Below are 26238 nucleotides of genomic sequence, written 5' to 3' on the forward strand. Positions count from 1 at the left end.
CAAGCGGCTTATATACCGCTCGTTATGAAAACCGCTGCCTGTACCGTAGCCAAGGGTCGTCCCCGTGAGTTCGATGTCGACGAGGCATTGACGGCGGCGCTCCGCATCTTCTGGACCAAGGGATATGAAGGCGCCTCGCTGACCGATCTCACCGAGGCGATGGGCATTACCCGGCCGAGCCTCTATGCCGCGTTCGGCAACAAGGAATCCTTGTTCTGCAAGGCGCTGGAGCTCTACGAGCGCGAGAAACTGTGCTATATCGGCCGCGCGCTCGAAGCGCCGACGGCGCGGGGCGTGGCCGAGGCGCTGCTGCGTGGCGCGCTGGAGCGGCAGCGCGATACCAGCGATCCGCGCGGCTGCATGGGCGTGATCAATTCCGTCGCCTGCGGCGTCGAAGCCGAGTCGATTCGCGAGGAGGTCCTCAAGCGGGGCGAGTCTGCCAAGCGCGCGATCGTCGCACGCTTCGAGCGGGCGAAGCAGGAAGGCGATCTTCCCGACCATGCCGATCCCGAGGGACTGACGTCCTACATCATCGCGCTGATCCAGGGTATCGCGCTGCAGGGCGGGGCAGGGACCAGCTGCGCCGATCTCGAGCGGCTTGTGCAGACCAGCCTGTCGATGTGGCCCGCCAAATAATTCATTTTGCGTTCACAAAATACGCTTGCGAGGAAAAATACCGGCCGGTATAAAAAGCCTGTTGACGCGCCGCAGCGTGACTTATATACCGACTGGTATAGAAAGTGATCCGCCGCCCCCCACGGGGTCGCGGGGCAGACGGAGACGCGGACATGCGCCAGCTTGCACGCAAGAAACGGGGTGAGCCCTAGGCTCTATCCGCTCATACCAACGTAGTAACGGGCGCTGCCTCACGGCAGATGGACGGGGCGAGCTATCGCTGCGATCCATGGCTCGCAACCAACTGAATTCATCCCGGCACCCGGAACCGCGACAGGCGCTTTTCGGGAGGGCGGAGCCTTGCTCCCCGCCGGCGCAACCGAGGGAGAATGACATGGCATATCTCGATCTCACCGACATGGCCGGCAACGCCGCCGCGCTCCCCGCCTTCCTCGCCACGCCGCGCGAGGAAACCAAGCTGAGCGCGCTCGAATGGCAGGTCGTCGCGATTGCCCAGCGCGATCGCATGTCCTCGCTGGAGGCGCCGAGCCGCCTCTCGATCGCCTTCGGCGTGATTTTCGGCGGCGAGCGCGGCAACCCGCGGCTGGCCGATCCCAAGCTCGAGGCGCTGCGCCGCATCGCCGTCCTCTCGTGGCATCGCGGCTTCCGCGTGCCCCAGTCCGAAATTCAGCGCTTCCACGAGGCCGGCTACACGCCCGGCCAGCTGGAGACGCTGCTCACCAGCATCAGCCGTGGTCGCGCGGCGATGAATCAGGGGAATCGTCATGAACATGCATACGCCCATTGAGGGCGAAGCGGTGGCCGAACGGGCGCCCAAGCGCCTGCGCGCCTGGCAGAAGGCGGCGCTGGTCGTCGTGCCGGTGGGCGTGGTCGCCGCCGGCTTCAGCCTGAGCGGGCGCAATGCGCCTGCGGTGGCTGCGCCGGCCGCACCCGTCGTCACCGTCGCCGCGCCGCTCGCCCGCGAAGTCAATGAGTGGGATGAATATGTCGGTCGCTTCGAGGCGAGCCGCACCGTCGAGGTGCGGCCGCGGGTCTCGGGCGCCGTCACCGCGATCCACTTCAAGGACGGTGCGATCGTGCAGGCGGGCCAGCTCCTCTTCACGATCGATCCCCGTCCGTTCACCGCGGCCCTGGCCGAAGCCAAGGCGGGCGTCGCGAGCGCGCAGAGCGATCTGGCGCTCGCCCGCTCCGACCTCGACCGCGCCCAGCGGCTGGTCAGCGTCGAGGCGGTGTCGAAGAGCGATGTCGAACGTCTCCAGGCCCGCGTCCGCGCGGCCACTGCCGCTGTCGCCGCGGCGGAGGCCCGGGTCCGCGCCCGCGCGCTCGACGTGGAGTTCACCCAGGTGCGCGCGCCGATTGCGGGCCGCATCTCCGATCGCAAGGTCGATCCCGGCAATCTGGTTGCCGCCGGGGAAGGGCAGGGGGGTACGCTGCTCACCACGATCAACGCGCTCGATCCGATCTACTTCACCTTCGACGGCTCGGAAGCCCTGTTCCTCAAGGCAAAGCGCGCGGCGGGGTCGTCCGCGAGCCCGGTCGAGATCCGGCTGCAGGACGAAGGCGATTATCGCTGGAAGGGCCAGATCGACTTCACCGACAACGGGCTCGATCCCAAGTCCGGCACGATCCGCGGTCGCGCGGTGCTGTCGAACAAGGACATGTTCCTGACGCCGGGGATGTTCGGCAACATGCGGCTCGCCGCGGGCGGCAAGGCGCAGGCATTGCTGGTGCCCGACGCCGCGATCCAGACCGACCAGGCGCGCAAGCTGGTGCTCACCGTCGGCGCCGACGGCACCGTGGTGCCCAAGCCCGTGGTGCTCGGCCCGGTGGTCGACGGCCTCCGCATCGTCCGATCGGGCCTCGCGCCCCAGGACAAGGTGGTGATCGCCGGCACCCAGTTCGCCCAGCCCGGCGGAAAGGTGCAGCCCAAGGCCGGCACCATCACGCCGAACGCCGCGACCGACGCGCCCGTCGTTTCCGCTCCGGTCACGGGCCAGGCGACCTTCGCCCGCTGACCGAACTGCCGCCGGGCGCACCCCAGAGGCCCGGCGGCAGGTAGTTTCCGCATGCCCGTCCGCGTGATCGCACGCGGGCGCGAGCACGCGCGTCCGCTAGGAAAAGGAGAAGGCCATGCGCCTCTCACGCTTCTTCATCACCCGCCCGATCTTCGCGGCGGTGATCGCGATCATCATCACGATCCTGGGCGGCATCGCCTATTTCGCGCTGCCCATCTCGCAATATCCCGACATCGTGCCGCCGACGGTCACGGTGACGGCCAGCTATCCCGGCGCGTCGGCCGAGACCGTGGCTGAAACCGTCGCCGCGCCGATCGAGCAGGAAATCAACGGCGTCGACGACATGCTCTACCAGTCGTCGCAGTCGACCGGCGACGGCAATGTGACGATTACCGTCACCTTCAAGACCGGCACCAATCTCGATGCCGCGCAGGTGCTGGTGCAGAACCGCGTCGCGGTCGCGATCCCGCGCCTGCCCGAGGAAGTGCAGCGGCTTGGCGTCGTCACGCGCAAGACCAGCCCCGACTTCCTGATGGTCGTCAACCTGATCTCGCCGGACAACTCGATCGATCGCAGCTACATCTCCAACTATGCCCTGACCCAGGTGAAGGACCGCCTCGCGCGGCTCGAAGGCGTGGGCGATGTGCGCATGTTCGGTGCGCGCGACTACGCGATGCGGGTGTGGATCGATCCCGGCCGCGCCGCTGCGCTGAACCTCACCGCGGGCGACATCGTTCAGGCACTGCGCGGGCAGAACATCCAGGTCGCCGCGGGAACGCTCGGCCAGCCGGGCTCGCAGCCCAGCGGCAATGCGTTCCAGCTCAACGTCGAGACGCAGGGCCGCCTCAAGACCCCGGCCGAGTTCGGCCGCGTCGTCATCCGCACCGATAGCGAGGGCCGCCAGGTCCGCGTGAGCGACGTCGCGCGCGTCGAGCTCGGTGCCGCCGACTATTCCTCCAACACCTATCTCTCGAACAAGCCGACCGTGATCCTGGCCGCCTTCCAGCGCCCGGGCTCCAACGCGCTCGCCGCCGCGATGCGGATCAAGGCGGAGATGGACGAGATTTCGAAGACCTTCCCCAAGGGCCTCGAATATCGCGTGATCTACAACCCCACCGAGTTCATCGCCCAGTCGATCGACGCGGTGTACCACACGCTCGGCGAAGCGGTGATCCTCGTCGTCCTCGTCGTGATCGTGTTCCTCCAGAAGTGGCGGGCGGCGATCATCCCGGTGGTGGCGATCCCCGTCTCGCTGATCGGCACCATGGCGGTGCTGCTGCCGCTCGGTTACTCGCTCAACAACCTTTCGCTGTTCGGGCTGGTGCTCGCCATCGGCATCGTCGTCGACGACGCGATCGTCGTGGTCGAGAATGTCGAGCGCAACCTGGCGCAGGGCATGACCCCGCTCCAGGCCGCGCGCACCTCGATGGACGAAGTGTCGGGCGCGCTGGTCGCGATCGTGCTGGTGCTGTTCGCGGTGTTCCTGCCGACCCTGTTCCTCAACGGTCTGTCGGGCGCCTTCTACAAGCAGTTCGCGGTCACGATCTCGGTCGCCACCGCCATCTCGCTGCTCGTCTCGCTGACGCTCTCCCCAGCGCTTGCCGCGGTGCTGCTCAAGCATCACGAGGGCGAGGCCAAGGGTCGGATCGGTCGGGCTATCGGCCGGGCGGCGGATGCCTTCAACCGCGGCTTCGAGCGGATGAGCAACGGCTATGCCCGCCTCACCCACAAGCTGGTCACCCGGCCCAAGCGGATGATGGTGGTCTATGCCGGCCTGATCGCAGCGACGGTCGCGACCTTCTGGGTGACGCCGGTCGGCTTCATCCCGGCGCAGGACCAGGGGTACTTCCTCACCGTCATCCAGCTGCCGCCGGGCTCGTCGCTCGAACGTACCGATGAAGTGATGCGCAAGGTCGTCGCGCGCATCCTGCCGATCCCGGGCGTAAAGGGCTCGGTGATGCTCGCGGGTTTTGACGGTCCCTCGCAGACGCTCGCCCCGAACAGTGCGGCCGCATACGTGCCGCTGCAGAGCTTCGAGGAGCGCAAGAAGCTGGGCGTCAACATCGCCGGCATCATGGCCGAGGCGCGCAAGCGCACCGCCGACATCAACGAGGCGATGCTGCTCGTGGTCCCGCCGCCGCTCATCCAGGGCATCGGTTCGGCCGGCGGTTACCGCCTGATGGTCGAGGACCGCGCCGAGCACGGCTATCAGGCGCTGGGCAACACCGCCTTCGGCCTGATCGGCCAGGCGAACAAGACGCCGGGGCTCAACCAGGTCTACACCTTCTACAACACCGCGACGCCGCGCGTCTTCGCCGATATCGACCGCCGCAAGGCCGAGATCCTCGGCGTGCCGCCGGAGCGGGTGTTCGAAGCGCTCAACGTCTATCTCGGCTCGGCCTTCGTCAACGACTTCAACATGCTCGGCCGCACCTACCGCGTGACCGCGCAGGCCGACGCGCCCTTCCGGGCGACCGAGGCCGACATCGCCAACTTGAAGACGCGCTCGGACGCCGGCGGCATGGTGCCGATCGGATCGGTCGCGACCTTCGAGAACAAGACGGGCCCGTATCGCGTGACGCGCTACAACCTGTTCCCGGCGGTGGAAGTCGATGGCGATACCGCGCCGGGCTACAGCTCGGGTGCCTCGCTCGACGCGATGGAGAAGCTCTCGGCGCAGCTGCCGGCCGGCTATGCGGGCGAGTGGACCGGCATCGCCTATCAGCAGAAGATGGCGGGCAGCACGGCAGGGCTGGTGTTCGCGCTGGCGGTGCTGTTCGTCTTCCTGGTGCTGGCAGCGCAATATGAGAGCCTGACGCTGCCGCTGGCGATCATCCTGATCGTGCCGATGTGTTTGCTGGCGGCGATGGCGGGCGTGAACCTGCGCGGCATGGACAATAATGTGCTGACGCAGATCGGGCTCGTCGTGCTGATCGCACTCGCCGCCAAGAACGCGATCCTCGTGGTCGAGTTCGCCCACCAGGCCGAAGTCCGCGACGGCCTGTCGCCGGTGGAAGCCGCGGTGCGGGCGGCGCAGGACCGGTTGCGGCCGATCCTGATGACCAGCTTCGCCTTCATCCTCGGCGCGGTGCCGCTGCTGATCGCGAGCGGTGCGGGCTCCGAGCTCCGCCAGGCGCTCGGTACCGCCGTGTTCTTCGGGATGATGGGCGTCACCGGCTTCGGCCTGTTGTTCACGCCGACCTTCTACGTGGTGTGCCGCGCGCTGGGTGCGCGGCTCGCCCGGCGGCGCGGGCAGGGTGGCGACCACCACCAGCTCCAGCCGGCCGAGTAAAAGCGGTGGGGCCCACTATCGACCCTGGTCCCCCTCACCCTTCCGCCGCTTCGCGGCTCCCTCCCTCTCCCACAAGGGGAGAGGGAGCAGGACGCCCCACCTCCCTCTCCCCTTGTGGGAGAGGGAAGGGGCCCGCCGCCGAAGGCGGTGGGAAGGGTGAGGGGGACGAGGGGCGAGGCGAAGGCCCCCGCCACCCCAACAGACCAAACCGGCGGTCTCAGCAAGCCCGCCGCAGGAGATTTCACATGCAACGCATGGCTTCGATCATGGCCGCAGTCTCGGCGCTGGCGCTTTCCGCCTGCGCCGTCGGCCCGAACTACAAGGCACCCGCCCGGCCGCAGAGCGCCGCGGGGGCATTCCTCTCCACCACCCCGGCGGTGTCGACCGCACCGGTGCAGGAAGGCTGGTGGCGGCTCTACAACGATCCGGTGCTCGACCGGCTGGTAACCGAGGCGCTCGCCGCCAACACCGACGTACGGGTGGCGGTCGCTCGCATCGAGCGCGCCCGCGCGACGTTGCGCGGCGCAACTTCGGACCGGCTGCCCCAGGCGACCGCCAGTGCCGGCGCCAATTACGGCCGGCTGCCGGTCGGCCAGCGGCCGATCGGCAGCGCGCAGGAAGACTGGCAGATCGATACCGGCCTCAACGTCTCCTATGAGGTCGACCTGTTCGGTCGCATCTCGCGCAATGTCGAGGCCGCGCGCGGCGATGTCGCCGCGGCGGAAGCGAACGCCGATGCGGTCCGCGTGATCGTCGCGGCGGATACCGCGCGCGCCTATGCCGATGCAGTGTCCTCGGCCGAGCGGCTGGCGGTGGCGGAGCGGATCGTCGCGCTGCTCGACCAGTCGATCGACCTCACCCAGCGCCGCCGCAATGTCGGGCTGGCGACCCGGCTCGACGTCGCCCGCATCGCCGCGCTGCGCAACCAGCGCCAGGCCGATGTGCCCGCGCTCGCTGCCCAGCGCGACGCGGCGCTGTTCCGGCTCGCCACGCTGATCGGCAAGACCCCCGCTGAGCTGCCCGCCGAGGCGCGCGAGCGGCACACCACGCTGCGGCTCGACCAGCCGATCCCGGTCGGCGACGGCGCGGCGCTCCTCGCCCGTCGGCCTGACGTGCGCGCGGCCGAGCGCCGGCTGGCGGCTTCGACGGCGCGGATCGGCGTCGCCACCGCCGATCTCTATCCCAAGATATCGCTGGGCGGGTCGGGCGGCTCCACCGGCAACGACTTCGGCAATATCTTCGGGGCGGGGCCGCTGCGCTGGCTGGTCGGCGGGCTGATCAACTGGACGGTCAACCCGGCACCGGCGCGCGCTCGGATCGCCGCCGCCGAAGCCGACAGCCGCGCCGCGCTCGCCACCTTCGACGGCACGGTGCTGACCGCGCTGCAGGAGACCGAGACCGCGCTCTCCGCCTATGGCCGTGCGCTCGAGCGGCGCACCGCGCTGCAGGCGGCGCTGGGCGAAGCCGAGGCGGCGGTGCGGATCGCCCGCGCGCGCCAGACCGAGGGCGACATCAACTCGCTCGACCTGCTCGACGCCGAGCGCACCTTCGCCGACGCCCAGGCGGCGCTGGCCACGGCGGACGCGGCGATCGCCGAGGCGCAGGTCAACCTGTTCCGCGCGCTCGGCGGCGGCTGGCAGCGGGCCTGAGCGCCCGCAGCACCAGCCCCCGCCTAGGACCGGCGGGGGCCGGTGCTGTCGCGGAGTGCCAGCGTATAAGGCAGGCGCAGCGCGGCCCTCGGCGCGCCATCGCCGCGCGCGGGCCGGGTGAGCAGGTCGACTGCCGCTGCCGCCATGTCGAGATGCGGCTGGTGCACCGTGCTGAGCGGCGGCCAGGCCATGCGGGCGATCGGGGCATCGTCGAACCCGGCGATCGAGAGCTGATCGGGCACGGCGATGCCGTTGCGCATCGCCGCGACCAGCACGCCCAGCGCCATTTCGTCGTTGGCGGCGAAGATCGCGCTGGGCCGGTCCGCGGCGGTCAGCAGTTGCTCGCCGGCCGCCAGCCCCGAGCGGAAGGTGAAGTCGCCCTGGAGCGTGCGCGTGGGCGGGATCGGCAGGCCGGCGGCAGTCATCGCGGCGCGGAAACCCTCGAGCCGCCGGGCCGCGGCATGGTGCTCGGGATTGCCCTGGATGAAGCCGATGTCGCGGTGGCCAAGCGCAATCAGCGCGTCGGTCAGCTCGCGCGCGGCGCCGCATTCGTCCATGTCGACGGCGGCGGTGCGATCGGGGAAGTCGCCGGGCGAGATCCGCACCACCGCCACGTCCCACCGCGCGAACAGGTCGAGCAGTTCGGGCCAGTCGCACAGCGGCGGGGTGAGGATCGCGCCACCCAGCCGCATTGCGCGCAGCGACGATTCGCATTCCGCCAGCCAGTCGGCACGGTCGCGGGTAACCTGCTCGACGACGAGATGATAGCCGAGCGCCCGGCACCGCGCGAGCGCGCCGCGCTGGAGATCGGCGGCATAGGCCGAGGCGGGGTCGTCGAAATAAAGGCCGAGCAGGAACGAGCGCGAGCTCGACAGCTCGCGCGCGAAGGCGTTCGGGCGATAGCCGAGCTCGTCGACCACACGCTGCACCGTCTCACGCACTTCCGGGCGGACATAGGCTTCGCCATTGATCACGCGTGACACCGTCTTCGGCGAAACGCCGGCCTTGTCCGCGACATCCTTGAGCGTGAGTGGCTTCATGCCCGCGCAGCCTTACCGCGTTGCAGCGGGTAACGCTACCAGCGCGGCGAAGGCCGCGATCCCCAGATAGCACAGCAGCGGCAGGCCCAGCGCCGGCGCCAGACCCACCTGATCGGCCAGCGCGCCGGTGGCGAGCGGGACGATCGCGCCGCCGACCACCGCCATGCACAGGATCATCGAGGCATAGGCCGCAAGTCCGCGATCCTCGGGCAGCGCGAGCGCGAAGATGGTGGGGTACATGATCGCGTTGCACAGCCCCACTGCGATCAGCGCCGTCGCACCGACCAGCCCCTGGGCCTGGCTCGCCACCGCGACGAGCAGGACCGCGCCCGATGCCGCGCCGGCGAGCAGCCGTGCCGGCGCGATCCGGGCGAGGCCGAACGCGCCGGCGAACCGCCCGAGCATCGCGCCGCCCCAATAGAGGCTCACCAGTCGTCCCGCACTTGCCGGATCGGCCGCGAGGATGGCAGGCGCCGCGAGGTAATTGGCGAGCAGGCTGCCGATCGTCACTTCCGCGCCGACATAGCCGAACATGGCGAGGCTGCCCCAGGCGAGCCGCCGGTCGCGGAGCACGCGGCCCAGGTCCTTGCGCGGCAACGGGCGAGGGGCAGGGTGCCCGGCCAGCAGGTCGCGTGCCCGCCAGAACAGGTGGCAGAGCCAGGCGAGCACTGCCGCACAGGCCAGGAAGGGTACCGCCATCGGCAGCCGGTCGACACCGCCGCGCTGGAGCAGGAAGGCCGCGCCGACCAGCGGCGCCAGCACCGTGCCGATCGCGTTGAAGCCCTGGAGCAGGGTCAGCCGCGCTGCGCCGCGCCCTTCGGCGGAGACCAGCGGCTGGACGACATTGGCGGCAATCTGGAGAAAGGTGATGCCGGTCGAAAGCGCGAGCAGCGCCAGCAGCAGCAGCGGGAAACTGCCGAGCCACGCCGCGCTGCCGAGTCCGGTACAGGCGAGCGTCATCACGCCCAGCCCGGCCGCGATCGCGCGCATATAGCCGATTCGGACGAGCAGCGCGGTAATCGGCACCGCGAACAGCAGATAGCTCGAGTGAAAGGCGAACTGCACCAGCGCGGCGCGGGTATAGTCGAGTCGGTCGATCAGGGTCAGGCGCGGGACCAGGACGCCGACCAGCGCGGTGACGAACCCGCCCATGAAGAAGATGCCGATCGAGCGGCGAAACAACCGCGCGACCCGCTCGGCCTGGCTGTGGGGAACAGGATCGGTTTGCACCGCCAAAGCTTAGCGGCGGCGCGCGGCGAGGCAATGCGCGCGTGGCTTTCTGCTTGACATCGATGTCAGATCGTCTCAGACATCGCTGTCAGAAAAGCCAGTCCGCAATAATGCGGAGGTACAGGGGAGAGGAACATGCCGGGCATTGCTGCCGTTCGCCGCGCGCGTGCGCCGTCGCCGCTCCTCCCTGTCGATCGTTTTCCGGTTCCGGCCCCCTCCTCAAGGGCGGATCACCTGCGGCCGTCGCCTTCCCGATGGGCGGCGGCCGCATTTTTTGTGCCGTGTGTGCCGGGCGCACCCGCCGGAAGCCTTTCTCCATCACAGGATGCCTCGTGCCGATGAACGCTGCCCGTGCCCTTGCCCTTCTCTTGCTGGCCGGGACGGCGCCGGCCGGGGTCCATGCGCAGACCGCGGCGCCGGCCTGGCAGGATACCCGCCTCGCCTCCGAAGCGCGCGCCGCGGCGCTGGTGCGGGCGATGACGCATGCCGAAAAGCTGCAGCTTGTCCACGGGCTGTTCCCGCCGCGGGCACAGCCGGCGCCGGCCGACATGATCCCCTCGGCGGGTTACGTGCCCGGCATTCCGCGCCTGGGCATCCCGACGCTGCGGGAGAGCGATGCCAGCCTCGGCGTCGCCAACCAGGTCGAGCAGCGCAAGGGCGACGTCGCCACCGCGCTGCCTTCGGGCCTCGCCACCGCGGCTACGTTCGATACCGAACTGGCGCGGGCCGGCGGCGCGATCATCGGCGCGGAAGCGCGCGCCAAGACCTTCAACGTGCTGCTGGCGGGCGGCGTGAACCTGACCCGTGACGCCTCGAATGGTCGCAATTTCGAATATCTCGGCGAGGATCCGCTGCTCGCCGGGTTGATGGCCGGTGCCGCGATCGACGGCGTCCAGTCCAACCATATCGTCTCGACGGTCAAGCACTTCATCCTCAACAGCCAGGAGACCGGGCGCACCGTGCTCAACGCGCGGATCGACCCGGCGGCGCTGCGCGAGAGCGACCTGCTCGCCTTCGAGCTCGCGATCCGCACCGGCAAGCCGGGATCGGTGATGTGCGCCTATAACCGCATCGAGGGCGACTATGCCTGCGAAAGCGCGTCGATGCTCACCGGCGTCCTGCGCGACGACTGGCGCTACACCGGCTGGGTGATGAGCGACTGGGGCGCGGTCCATTCCACCGTCAAGGCCGCCAATGCCGGGCTCGACCAGGAATCGGGCCAGGAGCTCGATCGCGAGATCTATTTCGCGCCCGCCAAGCTCGATGCGGCGATCCAGGCCGGGCAGGTCTCCGAGGCGCGGCTCGAGGCGATGGTCACGCGCATCCTGACCGGCGTGATCGCCAGCGGCCTCTACGATCATCCGACGCCGACCAAGGCCCAGCCGATCGACTATGCGGCGCATGCCCAGGTCGCGCAGCGCGTCGCCGAGGCCGGCATGGTGCTGCTGCGCAACGAGGGCGCGGTGCTGCCGCTGGCGAAGACGGCGAAGCGGATTGTGCTGATCGGCGGGCATGCCGATGTCGGCGTGCTTTCGGGCGGCGGGTCGAGCCAGGTCCGCTCGGTCGGCGGCGCGCCGGTCGAGATCCCGCTGACCAGCGGCGCGGCGGCATCCTTCGCGCGGGTGACCTGGCATGCGTCTTCCCCCCTCAAGGCGATCCGGGCCAAGGCGCCGCGGGCGCAGGTCAGCTATGTCGACGGGCGCGACCCCGCGGCCGCCGCCGCCGCGGCCAAGGGGGCGGATGTCGTGGTGGTGTTCGCCACCCAGTGGACGACCGAGGCGCAGGACGTGGAGTCGCTCGCGCTGCCGGACCATCAGGACGCGCTGATCGCCGCCGTCGCTGGCGCCAATCCGCGGACGGTGGTCGTGCTCGAAACCGGCGGGCCGGTGCTGATGCCCTGGCTGGCCCAGGTGCCCGCGGTGCTGCAGGCCTGGTATCCGGGTCAGCGCGGCGGCGAGGCGATCGCCGGCATCCTGTTCGGCGACGTCAATCCGTCCGGCCGCCTGCCGATCAGCTTCCCGAAAAGCGCCGAGCAGCTTCCCCGGCCGAAGCCGGTGGTGCCGGCCGGGCTAAATGCGAACGCCGCGAGCGACGCGGGGGCGGGCGATGGCAGCACCCTGCCCAGCTGGGACGTGACCTATCACGAAGGCGCCAATGTCGGCTATCGCTGGTACGCCGCGCAGGGTACCGCGCCGCTGTTCCCGTTCGGCTATGGCCTCAGCTACACGCGCTTTGCCTTCACCGATGCCCGCTTCGTCGGCGGCGCGAAGCCGTCGGTCACCTTCACGATCCGCAACCAGGGCGCGCGCGCCGGGGCGGTGGTGCCGCAGCTTTACGTCACCGGACCCGAGGGCGGCACGCCGCGCCTCGCTGGCTGGAAGCGCCAGTGGCTGAAGCCCGGCGAGACGGCGCAGGTGACGCTCGCCGCCGACCCCCATGCGCTCGCGCGCTGGCGGGATGGCCGCTGGACCATCGCGGCGGGGCCGTATCGCCTCGCGCTGGGCGAGGATTCCGCCTCTGCCGCAGCCGAGCAGGCGGTGAATGTCTCAGCAGGAGAAATTTCTTATTGAAATCAAAATGAAAGGGGAGGATTTGGAGAAGAATTCGACAACGTTGTCGCCGGCCTTTGCCTGCACTCAGCGGAAAAACAAGGCCTGAGGGCCAATTCAGGAGGGGAGACACCCATGCGTTTACGTTCGTCATCGCGCGCCCGCGCGGTATCCATGCTCGCCGTTGCGACAGCACTTGCCATGCCCGGCATCGCCGCGGCCCAGACCAGCGGCGCGACCGACTCGCCGGCCGCCGACACCAGCGCGCCGCAGGAAGGCGCCGACATCATCGTCACCGGCATCCGCGCCTCGCTCGAGCGTTCGATCGCGATCAAGCGCGATTCGACCGGCATCGTCGATGCGATCTCGGCCGAAGACATCGGCAAGTTCGCCAACACCAACCTCGCAGAATCGCTCCAGCGCATCACCGGCGTGTCGATCGACCGCGTCAACGGCGAAGGCTCGACCGTGACGGTCCGCGGCTTCGGCGCGCAGTATAATATGGTGACGCTGAACGGCCGCCAGCTTGCCGCGTCGAACATCGTCGCGGTCGGCGGCGACCAGGGCGGTGACGGCGCCGGCGGCTTCGGCCGTTCGTTCGACTTCGCCAACCTCGCCTCGGAAGGCGTCAAGACGCTCGAGGTCTACAAGACCGGCCGCGCGGCGATCCCCTCGGGCGGCATCGGCGCGACCATCAACATCGTCGGCGTGCGGCCGCTCGATCGTCCGGCGGGCTTCTCCGGCTCGGTCGGCGCCAAGGCCAGCTACGACACCTCGGCCGACGACTGCATCAGCTGCGGCAGCCATGTGACTCCGGAATTTTCGGGCATCGCCAGCTGGAGCGACCAGGAGCAGCGCTTCGGCGTCAGCCTGTTCGGCAGCTACCAGAAGCGCAACTTCAGCTTCCCGAGCCAGGCCAACAATTATTGGAACATGCCCCGCCTGTCGGACTTCCTCGATCCGTCGAAGGGCTATGTCACAGCCGGCACCAAGATCAACAACAAGCCCACCGATCCGAACACGCTGGTCGCGGTGCCCGACGACTATCGCCACCACTTCTCCGAAGCGAGCCGCGAGCGCATCAACGGCCAGGCAGTGGTCCAGTATCGCCCGTCGGACAGCATGACCTTCACGGTCGATGGGCTGTTCGCGCAGCTGCGTTCGTCCGAGCGCCGCTCGTCGCAGTCCAACTGGTTCTCGAAGCCGTTCGACGAAGTGACCTTCGACGATTCGAGCAACGGCATCGCGACCACCAAATATCTCCACGAGACCCTGCCGGGCGTGAAGGACGAAGGCTTCGAGCAGGCCTATCGCGCGCAGAAGAACCGGCTGTGGGACATCGGCGGCAACCTGAAATGGGAGCTGGCCGACAATTTCACCGTCAATATCGACGGCCATTTCGGCAAGGCGGAAAGCCTGCCCGACAATCCCAACGGCCAGACCTCGACCACGGTGGCGTTCAACGGCAACATCGTCACGTCGCACGGGCTGACCTGGGACAATGACGGCTTCCCGACCCAGACCCTGACCATCAACGACTGCTTCTCGCAGACAATGCCGAACGCGGCGAAGACGCCGTTCAAGAACGGCAACTGCAACGGCGTGTTCGATGCGGGTGACCTGTCGGCAGCGGTGCAGCGCCAGTTCGCCTCGACCCAGTCGCAGAAGATCAAGGAAGGCCGCATCGATGCGGGCTGGGATCTGGGCGGCGGCAGCCGGTTCGATTTCGGCGGCGACTATCGCAGCACCGATACCCGCCAGACCCAGTACAACACCCGCCAGGTGCTGGGCGACTGGAACAACGCGCTGCCGCCGGACGTCGCGGCGTTCGCGCCGGGCACGGTCCAGCAATATTGCTTGGTCTGCCAGTTCCACCACAACAACGCGACCGCCGATGCGGTGGGAAGGGTTGCCTGGCGCGCCGAGGACGCGACCAAGCTCTACAACGCGCTGTACAACCACTATATCGGGATCCCGCTTGCCGGCGACCCCACCAATCCGGGTCGCTCGATCGACGGCATCAACCACCAGAACATCATCGATGCCAACAACGACAACCGGGTGAAGGAAGACATCTGGGCAGCCTATGGCCAGCTGACCTGGAAGGGCGAGCTGGGCGGCCGCAACGCCACCCTGGTCGCCGGCATCCGCTACGAGCACACCAAGGTGAAGGCGACCTCGTACCAGACAATCCCGCTCGCCGTGGTGTGGGAAGCCGATAACGACTTCTCGGTGCTCAACTCGGTGAACCAGCAGGCGGTCACCGGCCGGGGCAGCTACGACAATCTGCTGCCCCAGATCGACTTCCAGATCGAGGCCGCGAAAAACCTGATCGGCCGCGTTTCGTACAGCAAGACGATCTCGCGCGCGCCGTTCGGCAACCTGTTCGCCTCGACCGGCGCAGGCGCGCTCAACAACCCGACCTCGCTGGGCGGCGTCGCCACCGGCAACCAGAACAACCCGGCGCTCAAGCCGCTCGATTCGGACAATTTCGACATCTCGCTCGAATGGTATCCGCGTCGCGACGTGTATCTGTCGGTCGGCTTCTTCGACAAGCGGGTGCATAACTTCATCGGCAACACGGTGGTGCAGCGCAACCTGTTCGGTCTGCGCGACCCAACCGCGGGGCCGATCGCGCTGGCGGGCCGCAACATCGTCACCGGCCTGGGCGGCGACATCAGCAACGTCAACCTGTTCACCAGCGCGGCGGTCGTGCAAAAGTACAATGGCAATATCGCGCAGGCAACGGCAGAGTTGCAGAGCCACTATGTACCCGCCACGCGGACGTTTGATTCAGACTATGTGGGAAGCACGCTGGCGGCGCTCAACGTGAACCCCACCTCGGCCGATCCGTTGCTCAACTTCTCGGTCAACACGCCGATCAACAACAAGGACGCCGAGATCTATGGCGTCGAGCTCGCCGGCCAGTATTTCCTCGGCAATACCGGCTTCGGTATCGCCGCGAGCTATACGCTGGTGCGCGGCAATATCGGGTTCGACATCACCGCGGATCCGACGGCCAACCAGTTCGCGCTGGTCGGCCTGAGCGACACCGCCAACGCCACGCTGATCTATGACAAGCACGGCATCTCGGCGCGCCTTTCGTACAACTGGCGCGGCAAGTTCCTGAGCGACGTCAACCGCGGTGCGGCGCACAACCCGGTGTTCAACGATCCGTATGGCCAGGTCGATGTCAGCGTGAACTACGACCTGACCAAGAACATCGCGCTCAGCTTCGAAGGCATCAACCTCCTCGAGGAAGGCGTCCGCAGCTACAGCCGCGATTACATCAACACCTGGTACGAGTCTGAAGGCTCGGCCCGGTATCTGGTCGGCGCACGCTTCCGCTTCTGAAGCCCGCCTGTACACAGGGGAAAGGCCGCTCGCCTCGGGCGGCCTTTCTCGTTTAAGGTCTGCACATCATGCCCCGCGCCGTGCTCAACAATATCGACCATGCCGATCTGAAGGTTCGGCTCGACCGTGGCGCTGCATTCGGCGACGCGGTCAACCAGATGACCGTGTTTCCGACCGAGTTCGAGGCGCTGCAGCGCGAATATGTCCTGATTTTCCGCCGCGACGACGCCGGCAACTGGCGCGCGACCGTGCTGCTCGGGTTGGATCTCGACGAGAACCTGTATCTCGACGGCGACCGCTGGGATGCCGACCAGCTGCCTGCGCTGATGGAGATCGGTCCGTTCTCTATCGGGCTGCCGCCGGCTGGCGAACCCGGCGAGCCGATGATCCATATCGATACCGATCATCCGCGCGTCTCGACCCGCGACGGCGCGCCGCTGTTCCTCGAACAGGGCGGCAATGCGCCCTATCTCGACCGGGTCGCGGCGACGCTGCAGGCGATCTATGTCGGCGACCAGCTCTCCGCGCCGATGTTCGCCGCGTTCAAGGCCGCGGGGCTGCTCGAGCCGGTCACCTTCGACATCGAACTGACCAGCGGCCGGCGCTACAAGATCCCCGATTGCTGGGTGATCGAGGGCAGCCGCTTCGCCGCACTGGGTGCGGAGACGCTGGCGGCGCTGCACGCACAGGATTTCCTGCGCTGCGCGGTGTGGCAGCTGTCGTCGCTCGGCAACCTGCCGCGCCTGATCGCGCGCAAGGAACGCCGCGAGGGCTGAGGGTAGAACCGCGCATAGCTTGGAGGGGATCAGCGATGGACGCGCAGAAGTTTCGGGTAGTGATCGCCGGCGGCGGTACGGCGGGCTGGGTCGCAGCGGCGGCACTGGTCCGGCACCTCGGCCCCAATCTCGACATCACGCTGGTCGAATCCGATGCGATCGGGACGGTCGGCGTCGGGGAGTCGACGATCCCCACGGCGTGGACCTTCCATCGCCTGCTCGGCATCAACGAGCAGGTCTTCCTGCGCGAGACCAACGCCACCTTCAAGCTCGGCATTTCGTTCGAGAACTGGCTGCGCGACGGCGATCGCTATTTCCACCCCTTCGGGTCGATCGGGCGCGCGCTGCCGCTGTGCGACTTTCAGCATTTCTGGCTGGAAGCGCAGACGCGCGGGCTGGGCGGTGCGCTCGGCGACTATTCGCTGGAGACCCAGGCGGCGCTGGCGGAGAAGTTCGCCACCGGCGATCCGATGCCGCTCGCCTATGCCTATCATCTCGATGCGACCGCCTATGCCGCCTTCCTGCGCGGGCTCGCCGAGCCGGCGGGCGTGCGCCGCGTCGAGGGCCGCATCATCGAGGTCGCGCAGGCCGAGAATGGCGACATCGCCGCGCTGGTGCTGGACGGCGGCCTGCGCGTCGAAGGCGATCTGTTCATCGACTGCACCGGCTTCCGCGCGCTGCTGATCGAGGAGACGCTCAAGACCGGCTTCGACGACTGGAGCCACTGGCTGCCGACCAACCGCGCCTTCGCGGTGCAATCGGAGACGACCGAGGCGCCGGTGCCCTATACCCGCGCGATCGCGCACGGCGCCGGCTGGCGGTGGCGCATTCCGCTGCAGCACCGCATGGGCAATGGCTTCGTCTATGCGAGCGACTATCTTTCCGACGACGCGGCGCGCGAGCAACTGCTGGCGGCGGTGCCCGGCCGCGCGCTGTTCGACCCGCGCCTCATTCGCTTCACCACCGGCATGCGCAAGCAGGCATGGAACCGCAATTGCATCGCGCTGGGGCTGGCGAGCGGGTTCATCGAACCGCTCGAGTCGACCAGCATCCACCTGGTGATGATCGCGGTGACGCGGCTGCTCCAGAACTTTCCGCTCCGCGACGACATGGCGGCGCAGGCGGCGCGGTTCAACGCCCAGTCGCGCGCGGAATCGGAGCATATCCGCGACTTCATCATCCTCCACTACAAGCTGAACGACCGCCCCGAGCCGTTCTGGCGCGACCATGCCGCACGCGCGGTGCCGGACAGCCTGGCGGCGCGGATCGCCCTGTTCCGCGAAGGGGCGTCGGCCTATCAGGAAGGGACCGACCTGTTCCGCGTCGACAGCTGGAGCGCGGTGATGCTCGGCCAGGGCGAGCGGCCGCGCGCCCATCATCCGATGCCCGCGCAGATCCCCAGCGAGGATCTGGCGCGCGCGCTGGGCGATTTGCGCGCCGGCATCGCCGCGCAGCTCGCCAAGCTGCCACGCCACGCCGACTTCATCGCCGGCTATGCGGCCGCGAAGGTGCCGGCAGCAGCGTAAGCCGCCGCGCGGAAAAATCGCACCCGCTTTGAACCATTCTCCCGTGCGCCGCCACTGACGGGTGCGGCGGATACCGGCTTCGACTTCCCCCTGTGCTTGGGCCGGTCTCCGTCGTGCACGCCCGGCCCGGTGTGCCCCTGCACCGGGTCGGGCCAATCACGGGAGAACCAAAGCATGCGTATGATTCTGAGCGCCGCGGCGCTTGCCTGTCTTGCCGTCGCTGCCCCCGCGCTGGCCCAGACCCGGACCGTCAGCGACGCGACCGGCGATTTCCTCGCCGGCTATACCGGCCCCAAGCTGGGCGACCTCGACGTCACCAGCTTCTCGGTCAGCTATGATGCCGGCGCCAAGCTGTTCACCCTGGGCAGCACCTTCGCAGGCGACATCACCCCCGGCACCCCGGGCTTCTACGTTTACGGCGTGAACACCGGTGCGGGCGCGATCCGGCCGTTCGGCGGTATCGGGCAGGGTAATGTGATCTTCGACCAGGCGATCGTCGTGCAGAAGAACGGCACCGGCACGATCGGCGGCACGGCGCTCAACAAGGACTGGATCGCGATCGCCGGCAACATCCTGACCGTCAAGGTGCCGCTGTCGCTGCTGCCGAGCACCGGCTTCGCGCCCCAGCGCTATGGCTTCAACCTGTGGCCGCGCTCGGCCGGCGGCAATGCCGGGATCAGCGACTTCGCCCCCGAGAACGCCACGCTGTCCGCCAGCGCCGCGGTGCCGGAGCCGGCGACCTGGGGCATGCTGATGGTCGGCGCCGGGCTCGCCGGCGGCACGTTGCGCTATCGCCGTCGCCGCGGCCAGGGCGCGCTCGCGCTCGGCTGAGGCGCGTGTCGCTGCCGGCCGGGCAGCGTCCTGCGCCCGGCCGGCAGAAATTTTTCGGGTCCGTTGAACCGTTCGGCGTCCGCGCGGCACTAAGGTGCGAGCGAAGAGCGCGTGACACAGAGCGAACCGCAGGGCCGGCTGCCGCCGATGCCTGTCGACGAGGAGGAGATGGGCCTCGTCGTCGCCGTGCGCGCGCGCGATCTGCGGGCGTTCGAGCAGCTCTACCGCCGCTATCAGCCTCGGCTGGCACGCTTCGTCGGCACGCTGGTGCGCCGCGCGCCGCTGGTGGAGGAGGTGGTCAACGACACGCTGATGGTGCTGTGGCAAAAGGCCGGCGACTTCAGCGGCGCGAGCCGGCTTTCGACCTGGCTGTTCGCGATCGCCTATCGCAAGGCGGTGCGGGCAAGGGCGCGCGACGAAGAGCCGGCCGACGATGCCGCGCTGGCCGAGCTGCCCGATCAGGCGATGGCCGATGCCGGGCTGGCGCAGGACCGCACCCAGCGTGGGCTGCAGCGGGCGATGGCGGGCCTTTCGGCGGAGCATCGCGCGGTGGTGGACCTCACCTATTTTCACGAACTCGGCTATCGCGAGATCGCCGAAATCCTGGGGTGTCCGGTGGACACGGTGAAGACGCGGATGTTCCATGCCCGGCGCAACCTGCGGCGGGCGATGGCGGGCGAACTGGCGGACTGGATCTAGACGATGGGCGAACTGCACCACCTGCGCGGCGACCCGCATGAAGCGACGATGCTGCTGCTCCCCTGGTACGTCACCGGCCAGATCGAGCCCGGCGACCGGCTGCTGGTCGACACCCATCTCGCCGCCTGCGCCGAATGCCGCGCCGAGCTCGCCGCCGAGCGCCGCCTCCGCCAGGCGGTGGCCGATGCGCCGGCAGTGCCGGCATCCGGCTGGGAGCGGCTGGCCGCCGATCTCGCCGCGCCCGCGCCGCCGAAGCAGCTGCCGCGCCGCTTCGTGCTGCGCGCCGGCGGGTTGCTGGCGGCGCAGGCGGCGGTGGTGCTGCTGGGCGTCGGCATTCTTCTTCATCTGCAGCGCGCGCCGGCGTCGAGCCCGGCGCCGCCCTATCATGCGCTCGGCTCGAGCGAGTTGCGGCCGGCCGGCAATATCCTGGTGATGTTCGCGCCGGAAACCCGCGAGGCGGCCCTGCGGCACGCGATCGAGGCATCGCAGGCCCGGCTCGTCGACGGACCGACCGAAGCAGGCGCCTATCTCCTTGCGATCGCCCCCGAGCAGCGGGCCGCCGCGATCGCCCGGCTGCGCGCCCAGCCGGAGGTCGTGCTCGCGCAGCCGGTCGACGCCGCGCCATGAGCCGGGCGGCCCGCGCGATCGGGCTGGCGCTGCTGGTGGTGGCGGCGCTGCTCGCGCCGCCTGCGGCGGCTGCGGGCGCGGAGGGCGCGCGGATCCTGGTGATGCTGCGCCTCGCGCCGCCGCATTTCCGTGCGGGGAGCAGCTATGGCGGCGGCTATGGCGAGGATGGTTCGGCGGCCGGGCGGCGGCGGATCGCGGCGACGGTGGCGCGGCGCAACGGACTGCGCCTCGTCGGCAACTGGCCGATGCCTATGATCGGGGTCGACTGCTTCATCCTGGAAGTGCCCGCCGGTCGTAGCGCCGACGCGGCGGCCGCGGCGGTGGCCAAGGACGCGGCGGTCGAATGGTCCGAAGCGATTACCCGGTTCGAGGCGCAGGGGCGGACCACGGCGCAGGCACGGCCGAACGACCCGCTCTATCCCGCCCAGCCGGTGACCCGGCGCTGGCATCTGACGGCGCTGCATCGGCTGGCGACGGGGCGCGGCGTGCGGATCGCGGTGATCGACAGCAAGGTCGACGAGCGCCATCCCGATCTTGCCGGGCAGGTCAGCCTCGCCCGCGACTTTACCGGCGACCCGGCGGTGGCGGCGGAGAATCACGGGACCGGCATTGCCGGGGTAATCGCCGCACGGGCCGACAACGGCATGGGTATCGTCGGAGTCGCACCCGCTGCGAAGCTGCTGGCCCTGCGCGCCTGCCGGCAGGAAGGCGGCGGACCCGCAGCGCCGACCGCCTGCGACAGCCTCAGCCTGGCGCGCGCGGTGAGCTTTGCCGTCGAACAGCGCGCCGATGTGATCAACCTGAGCCTCAGCGGCCCGCCAAGCCGCCTGCTCGAGACCCTGCTCCGCGCCGGCATCGATCGCGGCGCGATGGTGGTGGCGGCGGTCGACCCGAAGCTGGCGGGCGGCGGCTTTCCCGCCTCGATGCCCGGCGTGGTCGCGGTGGCCGAGGCGCCGATGGGCAGCGCCTATGTCGCGCCCGGCCGCGATATTCCCACCACCCAGCCCGGCGGGCGCTGGTATCTGGTCAACGGCTCCTCCTATGCCGCGGCAGAGGTGAGCGGGCTGCTGGCGCTGCGCCGCGAACGCGATGCGAAGCCCGGCAGACGCGCGATGCCGGTTTCTGCTAGGCCCGGCGGCGGAGAAATCGATGCCTGTGCGACCGTGGTGGGGAAGGGGACATGTGCGACCGAGGGCATGGCGCCCTAGCCGCTGCGCGGCGATCTCCTGCGCGCTGCTGACCGGCATGGGCATTGCGAGCACTGCGCATGCGCAGTGGAGCGGTTCGGTGTCGGTGACCAACGACGAGCGCTGGCGCGGGCGCAGTCTCAGCGTCGGGCGGCCCGCGATGACCGTGTCGCTCGGCTATGACGATCGCTCGGGCATCTATGCCGATGCTGCCGCGACCGCGGCGGCGCTGCCCACAGGTGCGGATCTGGTCTCGATCGGCGTCGATGCCGGCTATGCGCTGCGGCTGCGGCGGGGCATCGTGCTCGACCTGGGCCTCACCCGACGCGAGTTTCGCGGCGCCGGATCGGGGGTGCGCGGCGCGGGCTATAGCGAGGTCTATCTGGGGGCGAGCGGTCGCAGCCTGGCGGCGCGGATCCTCTATTCGCCCGACTATCTGCGCAGCGGCGTCCAGACGCTGTATGGCACCCTCGATGCGGTGGCGCGGCCGCTGCCCAAGTGGCGGCTGCTGGGCCATGCCGGGGTGATGGCCGTGGTACGGCAACGCCCCTGGGGCGACGTGGCGGGCACCCAGTTCGACTATAGCCTCGGCGTCGCCCGGCAGCTCGGCAAGGTCGATGCGCGGCTCGCCTGGAGCGGCGGACTGCCCGGCCGGGACTTCTACCGGTACCGCGATCATGCCCGTCGGGCGGTGACCGTCTCGGCCGCGATCGGCTTCTAGGAACCGGGCGCGAGGCGGACCTGGTTGTTGTGCAGCGTCACCTCGGGCGCCTCGCCCGGAAGCTCCACCCGAACGGTTTCCGGCATCGCCGTGCCGGTGAGCCGTACCCGCACCGTCGCGGTCCGCGGCCGCAGATCGGTGGGCGCCTCCAGCGCCGGAAGGGGCGCGCGGCCGAGTTCGCCCGCCGCACCCGAGACGATCACCGTGCCGCCGCCGGTCGGCGCGTGGCCGAGGCTGTGGACGGTGACCGTCACCGTGCGGCCCTCAACCACCACATCGTCGCGGCCGATGCCGAGATCGGGCCGCAGCTCCACCGGCTCGCCCGCCTTTTCCAGCGCGAAGACCCAGCGGCTGGCGCCCGGCGCGAAGCGCAGGGCAACGCCGCGCGACCGACCGAGATCGAGCGTGCGGACGCTGCCGTCCGGGCTGCGCATCGTCCAGCGCCCGGCGGTGACGTTCCACGTCGTCATCACCGCGTCCTGCGGCACCGCACTGGTGTTGAACGCCTCGACGGTGAACCCGGCAGGCGTGGCGCCGGGGACGAGCAGCGCGACCTGCTCGGCCGCCGCGTCGCGGGCGAAGCGCCAGCTCACCGCATGGCCAGGATAGGTCTGGTTGCGCCGCAGCGCGATGCCGCCGAGGCGCTCGCGCTGGAGCCACTGGTTCTCGCTCTCGACGCGATCGGTCCACCAATGGCCTTCGGTCATCATCGAGAGGCGGGCCGATTTCTCGCGGATCGCGGCTTCATGGAGCGCGGCCAGCGGCGCCGGGTCGCCGCTGCGCGTCCAGGCGGCGATGCGCGCCGCCTCGACATCGCCCTTGGCTGCCACCATCGCCCGGGTCTCCGGCAGCAGCGCGCCGTTCTCGTTGATCTCGCCGACCGCGCCTGGCCGCGCCTGCAGCGGGCGCAGATATCGCATGTCGCCGGTGAAGCGCCAGGCGCTCCACACCGTCTGCAGCGGCGTGCTGACCCCGCCGCCGTCGCCGGCGCGGGTGGCATCGGTGCGCCAGTTGATCTCGTTGGGGAAGCGCCAGCGGCCGTCGCCGCCCTGCTCGCCATGGGCGAGCCAGCCATCGGCCAGCCCGGTAACCAGCTGGCGCGCCGGGGGGGCCGCGTTGAACACGCCGAGCAGGATCGGCGCGTGCATCACCACATAGCTATAGGGTTTCTGCCATTCGAACGCGCCTTCGCGGTACATCTTGCGCGCGCCGTACCAGTTGCTGGCGAAATGGAGATGGCCCGCCGAATTGGGCAGGATCACCGTGCCGAGCGCGCGGGTGGTGGCGAACAGCCGCTCGACCGTCTTCGGCTCGCCCCAGTTGAGGTAGAGCCGCGCCGCATCGGCGTTGAGCCCCTCCTCATAGGCGTGGAGCTCGTCGGTGGTGATATAGCCGAGCCCGTCGACGATCATGCCGTTGCGATAGGCGGCATCGTCGAGCGCGCGAAGCGAGGCGTTCACCTTGTCCGGGATCACGCCCATCAGCGCGAGGCCGGGCCATTGCTGCACCAGATCGGAATCGTCGCTGATCCCGCCACCGAAATCGCCGTACGGCACCTGGCGGTTGTCGATCCACCATTCGACGAAACGGCGGGTGAGCGCGAGATCCTGCAGCTGCCGGGCCGCCCAGGCGGGCACGCCTGCGGGGATGGGGGGGAGGGGCTCCACCGGCATGTTCTCGGGCCGATAGTCGATGTCCGCCCAATAGGCGCGCATCGCCGCGTTGTCGGGATAGACGCGGAGCAGGTCGCTCGCATCGGTGCGCACCCGTCGATAGAGCGCCGCGCGCTCGGACGACGTGTGCTCCTCGACGAGAAAGCCCCAATTGTCCTTCACCTGGTGAAAGCGATCGGCGACATGCTCCTTGAGCGCTTCGGCGCGGGGCTTGAACACCAGGCGGATCTCGGTGCCGTCGAGCGCGTCCGCATCGAAGTCGGGCGCGGCGGAGGCGATGGTCAGGAACAGGCTGTCGTCGCTCAGGATGCGGTCGCGCAGGTCCAGCCAAAGGGTCCGCGCCTCGCCGGGGCGGACCGAGACCGACAGGTCGATCAGGTCGCGCTGCGGCCAGATCGGATCATGGACGCGGATGTTGAGCGGGATCAGCCCTGCGGCATCGGGCCTGGCGTGCAGCGCCGGCAGGTCGATCGCGAGGCCGTCCAGCCCGTCGTGCAGGTTGCGCCAGCCATAGTTGAACGCGCGAGCCAGCGGCTGGTCGGGCGGCGCCTGGTTGAGGTTGGACGGGATCAGGATGTGGACGATCGGCTTGGGATTGGCGGGGCGCACGGCCGCGCCGCTGTCCCCCGCCGCCCCGGCGCCGATAGCGGCGCGCACCCCCGCTTTGGGCATCGCCAGCACCGTGCTGCGCTCGTCGGGGGCGAAGCGGCCGGCGATATGGCGGTTGAGCGCGTCCAGCGCGGCGAGATTGGCGGCGGCCTTGGCGTTCACCCGGTAGCTGAGCTTGAAGCTGCCTTCCGGTTCGGCGGTGCCGTCGACCTGATAGGCCCAGAGTTCCTGGATCGGCTGTTCCTGCATGCGGTTGGTGAAGCGCAGCACGCCCCCCTTCCGCTCGGGCAGGGCGTCGACCGAACGGACCACGCCCTGCGCCCGCTCCGCCACCCTGGCGAACGCTGCGCCGTCCGCCGACCAGGCGAGCGCGCCATAGGCGGCGCCGCGGATCTCCACCCGGTTGAACGTCTCGCCCGCTGGCACCGTCAGCGTGTAGGCCTTGCCGCCTTCGACATAGGTGTTCCAGTCGGGCAGCTCGAAATAATCGTCGCGGCCGGGCAGGCGCGAGCGATTGTAGACGCCGGGCCAGGTCGTCTCGGCGATGCCGTCGACGCCCTTCCACATCCATTGCTTCAGGTCGCGCGCATCGGCGAACTCGATCTTGCGGACGCGGGTGACCGGTGCGGCAAGGACGGGCGGGGCGCCCTTGTCCCAGCCATAGCGATGCAGCCACGCAGTGCGCTCGGCGACGGTGTCGCGGGAGGGCGAAGCGCCGGGCAGGCTGTGCGCCGCGAGCGCCGCGACGTCGGCGGTGCCGAGCATGCGATCATAGATGCGGATCTCGTCGAGATCGCTGCCCCGCATGAAGTTGTAGCGGCTCTGCACCTGGTGCGGGCTGATCACCCGGCCCGCCATGCCGAACTGGTCGAGCCCGGAATCCAGGTCCGCTACCTGGTTGCGCCGCGCAACTTCGCGGCCGTTCCAGAACAGGCGCACGCCCTGCGTCTCGTCCCAGGCGAAGGCGAGGTGCTGCCATTCCTCTGCCGCCGGCACCCGGTCGAGCCGGAAGGAGACGCGGATCCGCGAGAGGTTGGCATCGGTGACGAAGGCATCGAAGCCGTGGCCGTTCCAGTCGATCCGCAGGAAGGCCATGTCCCAGCTCGAATGATCGGCGAAGCCGGCGCGGAAGAGCACGAACGGTGCCTCGCCCAACGGGGTGCGGGCGCGCCAGAAGAAGGCGAGGGTGCCGCGTTCCGCACGCATATTGCCCGGGGCGTTCCAGGCGACATAGCCTTCGTCGGCCCAGCGCGCGGCGCCGCCGGTGGCGCCATCGGGAGTGATGGTCACCGCCGAGCGGAAATTGGGCACCGGATCGCCGGCGGCGATGTCGGCAGTGAGGCTCTTGTCGGCGGAGAGGTAGAAGAGCAGCCCGTCCTGGCGATCGGCAGGCTGGGCGAGGACAGGCGTGGCGGCAGCGAGCGCCCACAGCGAAATCCCCCAGTGCCGCATGCCATCCTCCCAAGCCGATTACCGCAGGCCGTACAGGATGCTTGGTCGCATACGTGCCCATCATTGACACCGGTAGCAATTCGCGATGGCAAAGCCAATGGTGGAAGGGGAGGGCGCTAGCGACGGCTGCCGATCAGGGCGAGTTCGGCGACGCGGCGGCTCAGCTGCTCGGCGGTCTCAGGCTGGCCGTCTCCCCAGGCGAAGGCGGGGCGGTCGCCGACGAGATCGGCGCGCACCCGCTCGGCGACGCGGGCAAGCTCGCCCGGGGTCGGCGGGCGGCCCTCGGCGATGCAGGCGATCACTTCCGGCGCGATCGTGCTTGGCATGGCGAACATCCTTCCCCTCCCGTACGTAGCGGAAGCTGGGGACGAA

Annotated in this window: 18 protein-coding genes; 14 read left to right on the top strand and 4 right to left on the bottom strand. The window is 69.3% G+C overall.

Features of this window, described 5'->3' with window-relative positions:
• The first annotated feature begins 24 nt into the window (after positions 1 to 24).
• From SAZ01S_RS00100 to SAZ01S_RS00120, 5 genes are all read left to right on the top strand, one after another.
• Positions 25 to 636 carry a TetR/AcrR family transcriptional regulator gene (locus SAZ01S_RS00100; protein ID WP_084578841.1) on the top strand — a complete coding sequence of 204 codons (612 nt, stop codon included), beginning with the start codon at positions 25 to 27 and terminating at the stop codon, positions 634 to 636.
• Positions 637 to 1009: 373 nt separating this feature from the next.
• Positions 1010 to 1423, top strand: coding sequence for a hypothetical protein (locus SAZ01S_RS00105; protein WP_084578843.1), 414 nt, complete (start codon positions 1010 to 1012; stop codon positions 1421 to 1423).
• Positions 1401 to 2651 carry an efflux RND transporter periplasmic adaptor subunit gene (locus tag SAZ01S_RS00110; RefSeq protein ID WP_084578845.1) on the top strand — a complete coding sequence of 417 codons (1251 nt, stop codon included), beginning with the start codon at positions 1401 to 1403 and terminating at the stop codon, positions 2649 to 2651. Before SAZ01S_RS00105 ends, SAZ01S_RS00110 begins: the two co-directional genes overlap by 23 nt.
• Positions 2652 to 2766: 115 nt before the next feature.
• Positions 2767 to 5943, top strand: coding sequence for an efflux RND transporter permease subunit (locus SAZ01S_RS00115; RefSeq protein ID WP_084578847.1), 3177 nt, complete (start codon positions 2767 to 2769; stop codon positions 5941 to 5943).
• Between the two features lie 245 nt (positions 5944 to 6188).
• Positions 6189 to 7592 (top strand): efflux transporter outer membrane subunit, encoded by a 1404-nt coding sequence (locus tag SAZ01S_RS00120; protein WP_084578849.1) that lies wholly within the window; start codon positions 6189 to 6191, stop codon positions 7590 to 7592.
• A 23-nt stretch (positions 7593 to 7615) separates the two neighbouring features.
• On the opposite strand, the gene SAZ01S_RS00125 is transcribed toward SAZ01S_RS00120, so the two are convergent.
• On the bottom strand, positions 7616 to 8632 hold the full coding sequence (locus SAZ01S_RS00125; protein ID WP_084578851.1) for a LacI family DNA-binding transcriptional regulator: 1017 nt from the start codon (positions 8630 to 8632) through the stop codon (positions 7616 to 7618).
• Between the two features lie 12 nt (positions 8633 to 8644).
• A complete protein-coding gene (locus SAZ01S_RS00130) occupies positions 8645 to 9862 on the bottom strand; it encodes an MFS transporter (protein WP_369688848.1) in 1218 nt (405 codons plus the stop codon).
• Between the two features lie 338 nt (positions 9863 to 10200).
• On the opposite strand from SAZ01S_RS00130, the gene SAZ01S_RS00135 reads away from it, so the two are divergent.
• The 9 genes from SAZ01S_RS00135 (at position 10201) to SAZ01S_RS00175 (ending at position 22132) form a co-directional block, all read left to right on the top strand.
• Positions 10201 to 12432 (top strand): beta-glucosidase, encoded by a 2232-nt coding sequence (locus tag SAZ01S_RS00135; RefSeq protein ID WP_084578855.1) that lies wholly within the window; start codon positions 10201 to 10203, stop codon positions 12430 to 12432.
• Between the two features lie 114 nt (positions 12433 to 12546).
• Positions 12547 to 15765 carry a TonB-dependent receptor gene (locus tag SAZ01S_RS00140; RefSeq protein ID WP_084578857.1) on the top strand — a complete coding sequence of 1073 codons (3219 nt, stop codon included), beginning with the start codon at positions 12547 to 12549 and terminating at the stop codon, positions 15763 to 15765.
• A 68-nt stretch (positions 15766 to 15833) separates the two neighbouring features.
• Positions 15834 to 16541 carry a SapC family protein gene (locus tag SAZ01S_RS00145; protein ID WP_084578859.1) on the top strand — a complete coding sequence of 236 codons (708 nt, stop codon included), beginning with the start codon at positions 15834 to 15836 and terminating at the stop codon, positions 16539 to 16541.
• Between the two features lie 35 nt (positions 16542 to 16576).
• Complete coding sequence (locus tag SAZ01S_RS00150; protein ID WP_084578861.1) at positions 16577 to 18067, top strand: tryptophan halogenase family protein; 1491 nt, start codon at positions 16577 to 16579, stop codon at positions 18065 to 18067.
• 174 nt (positions 18068 to 18241) lie between these two features.
• A complete protein-coding gene (locus tag SAZ01S_RS00155; RefSeq protein ID WP_084578863.1) occupies positions 18242 to 18898 on the top strand; it encodes a PEPxxWA-CTERM sorting domain-containing protein in 657 nt (218 codons plus the stop codon).
• A gap of 111 nt (positions 18899 to 19009) precedes the next feature.
• A complete protein-coding gene (locus SAZ01S_RS00160; protein WP_084578865.1) occupies positions 19010 to 19597 on the top strand; it encodes an RNA polymerase sigma factor in 588 nt (195 codons plus the stop codon).
• 3 nt (positions 19598 to 19600) lie between these two features.
• Complete coding sequence (locus SAZ01S_RS00165; RefSeq protein WP_084578867.1) at positions 19601 to 20224, top strand: anti-sigma factor family protein; 624 nt, start codon at positions 19601 to 19603, stop codon at positions 20222 to 20224.
• Entirely contained in the window at positions 20221 to 21432 is a 1212-nt protein-coding gene (locus SAZ01S_RS00170) for a S8 family peptidase (RefSeq protein ID WP_084578869.1), read from the top strand. Before SAZ01S_RS00165 ends, SAZ01S_RS00170 begins: the two co-directional genes overlap by 4 nt.
• On the top strand, positions 21374 to 22132 hold the full coding sequence (locus SAZ01S_RS00175) for a TorF family putative porin (RefSeq protein WP_281252143.1): 759 nt from the start codon (positions 21374 to 21376) through the stop codon (positions 22130 to 22132). The genes SAZ01S_RS00170 and SAZ01S_RS00175 overlap by 59 nt, the downstream gene beginning before the upstream one ends.
• Here SAZ01S_RS00175 and SAZ01S_RS00180 read toward each other — a convergent pair.
• A complete protein-coding gene (locus SAZ01S_RS00180; RefSeq protein WP_084578871.1) occupies positions 22129 to 25866 on the bottom strand; it encodes a LamG-like jellyroll fold domain-containing protein in 3738 nt (1245 codons plus the stop codon). The genes SAZ01S_RS00175 and SAZ01S_RS00180 overlap by 4 nt on opposite strands.
• A 116-nt stretch (positions 25867 to 25982) precedes the next feature.
• The gene (locus SAZ01S_RS00185) at positions 25983 to 26192 is read right to left on the bottom strand and encodes a hypothetical protein (RefSeq protein ID WP_245824440.1); all 210 of its coding nucleotides are present in this window, start codon (positions 26190 to 26192) and stop codon (positions 25983 to 25985) included.
• Positions 26193 to 26238: the final 46 nt, after the last annotated feature.

It is taken from the genome of Sphingomonas azotifigens NBRC 15497, from assembly GCF_002091475.1.
In the GTDB taxonomy this organism is placed as follows: Bacteria; Pseudomonadota; Alphaproteobacteria; order Sphingomonadales; family Sphingomonadaceae; genus Sphingomonas; species Sphingomonas azotifigens.

Coding starts and splice junctions, on each gene's coding strand:
- SAZ01S_RS00140 (WP_084578857.1), top strand. CDS start 12,547: ATGCGTTTACGTTCGTCATCGCGCGCCCGCGCGGTATCCATGCTCGCC.
- SAZ01S_RS00110 (WP_084578845.1), top strand. CDS start 1,401: ATGAACATGCATACGCCCATTGAGGGCGAAGCGGTGGCCGAACGGGCG.
- SAZ01S_RS00175 (WP_281252143.1), top strand. CDS start 21,374: ATGCCTGTGCGACCGTGGTGGGGAAGGGGACATGTGCGACCGAGGGCA.
- SAZ01S_RS00185 (WP_245824440.1), bottom strand. CDS start 26,192: ATGCCAAGCACGATCGCGCCGGAAGTGATCGCCTGCATCGCCGAGGGC.
- SAZ01S_RS00105 (WP_084578843.1), top strand. CDS start 1,010: ATGGCATATCTCGATCTCACCGACATGGCCGGCAACGCCGCCGCGCTC.
- SAZ01S_RS00125 (WP_084578851.1), bottom strand. CDS start 8,632: ATGAAGCCACTCACGCTCAAGGATGTCGCGGACAAGGCCGGCGTTTCG.
- SAZ01S_RS00180 (WP_084578871.1), bottom strand. CDS start 25,866: ATGCGGCACTGGGGGATTTCGCTGTGGGCGCTCGCTGCCGCCACGCCT.
- SAZ01S_RS00165 (WP_084578867.1), top strand. CDS start 19,601: ATGGGCGAACTGCACCACCTGCGCGGCGACCCGCATGAAGCGACGATG.
- SAZ01S_RS00115 (WP_084578847.1), top strand. CDS start 2,767: ATGCGCCTCTCACGCTTCTTCATCACCCGCCCGATCTTCGCGGCGGTG.
- SAZ01S_RS00120 (WP_084578849.1), top strand. CDS start 6,189: ATGCAACGCATGGCTTCGATCATGGCCGCAGTCTCGGCGCTGGCGCTT.
- SAZ01S_RS00150 (WP_084578861.1), top strand. CDS start 16,577: ATGGACGCGCAGAAGTTTCGGGTAGTGATCGCCGGCGGCGGTACGGCG.
- SAZ01S_RS00145 (WP_084578859.1), top strand. CDS start 15,834: ATGCCCCGCGCCGTGCTCAACAATATCGACCATGCCGATCTGAAGGTT.
- SAZ01S_RS00170 (WP_084578869.1), top strand. CDS start 20,221: ATGAGCCGGGCGGCCCGCGCGATCGGGCTGGCGCTGCTGGTGGTGGCG.
- SAZ01S_RS00155 (WP_084578863.1), top strand. CDS start 18,242: ATGCGTATGATTCTGAGCGCCGCGGCGCTTGCCTGTCTTGCCGTCGCT.
- SAZ01S_RS00135 (WP_084578855.1), top strand. CDS start 10,201: ATGAACGCTGCCCGTGCCCTTGCCCTTCTCTTGCTGGCCGGGACGGCG.
- SAZ01S_RS00100 (WP_084578841.1), top strand. CDS start 25: ATGAAAACCGCTGCCTGTACCGTAGCCAAGGGTCGTCCCCGTGAGTTC.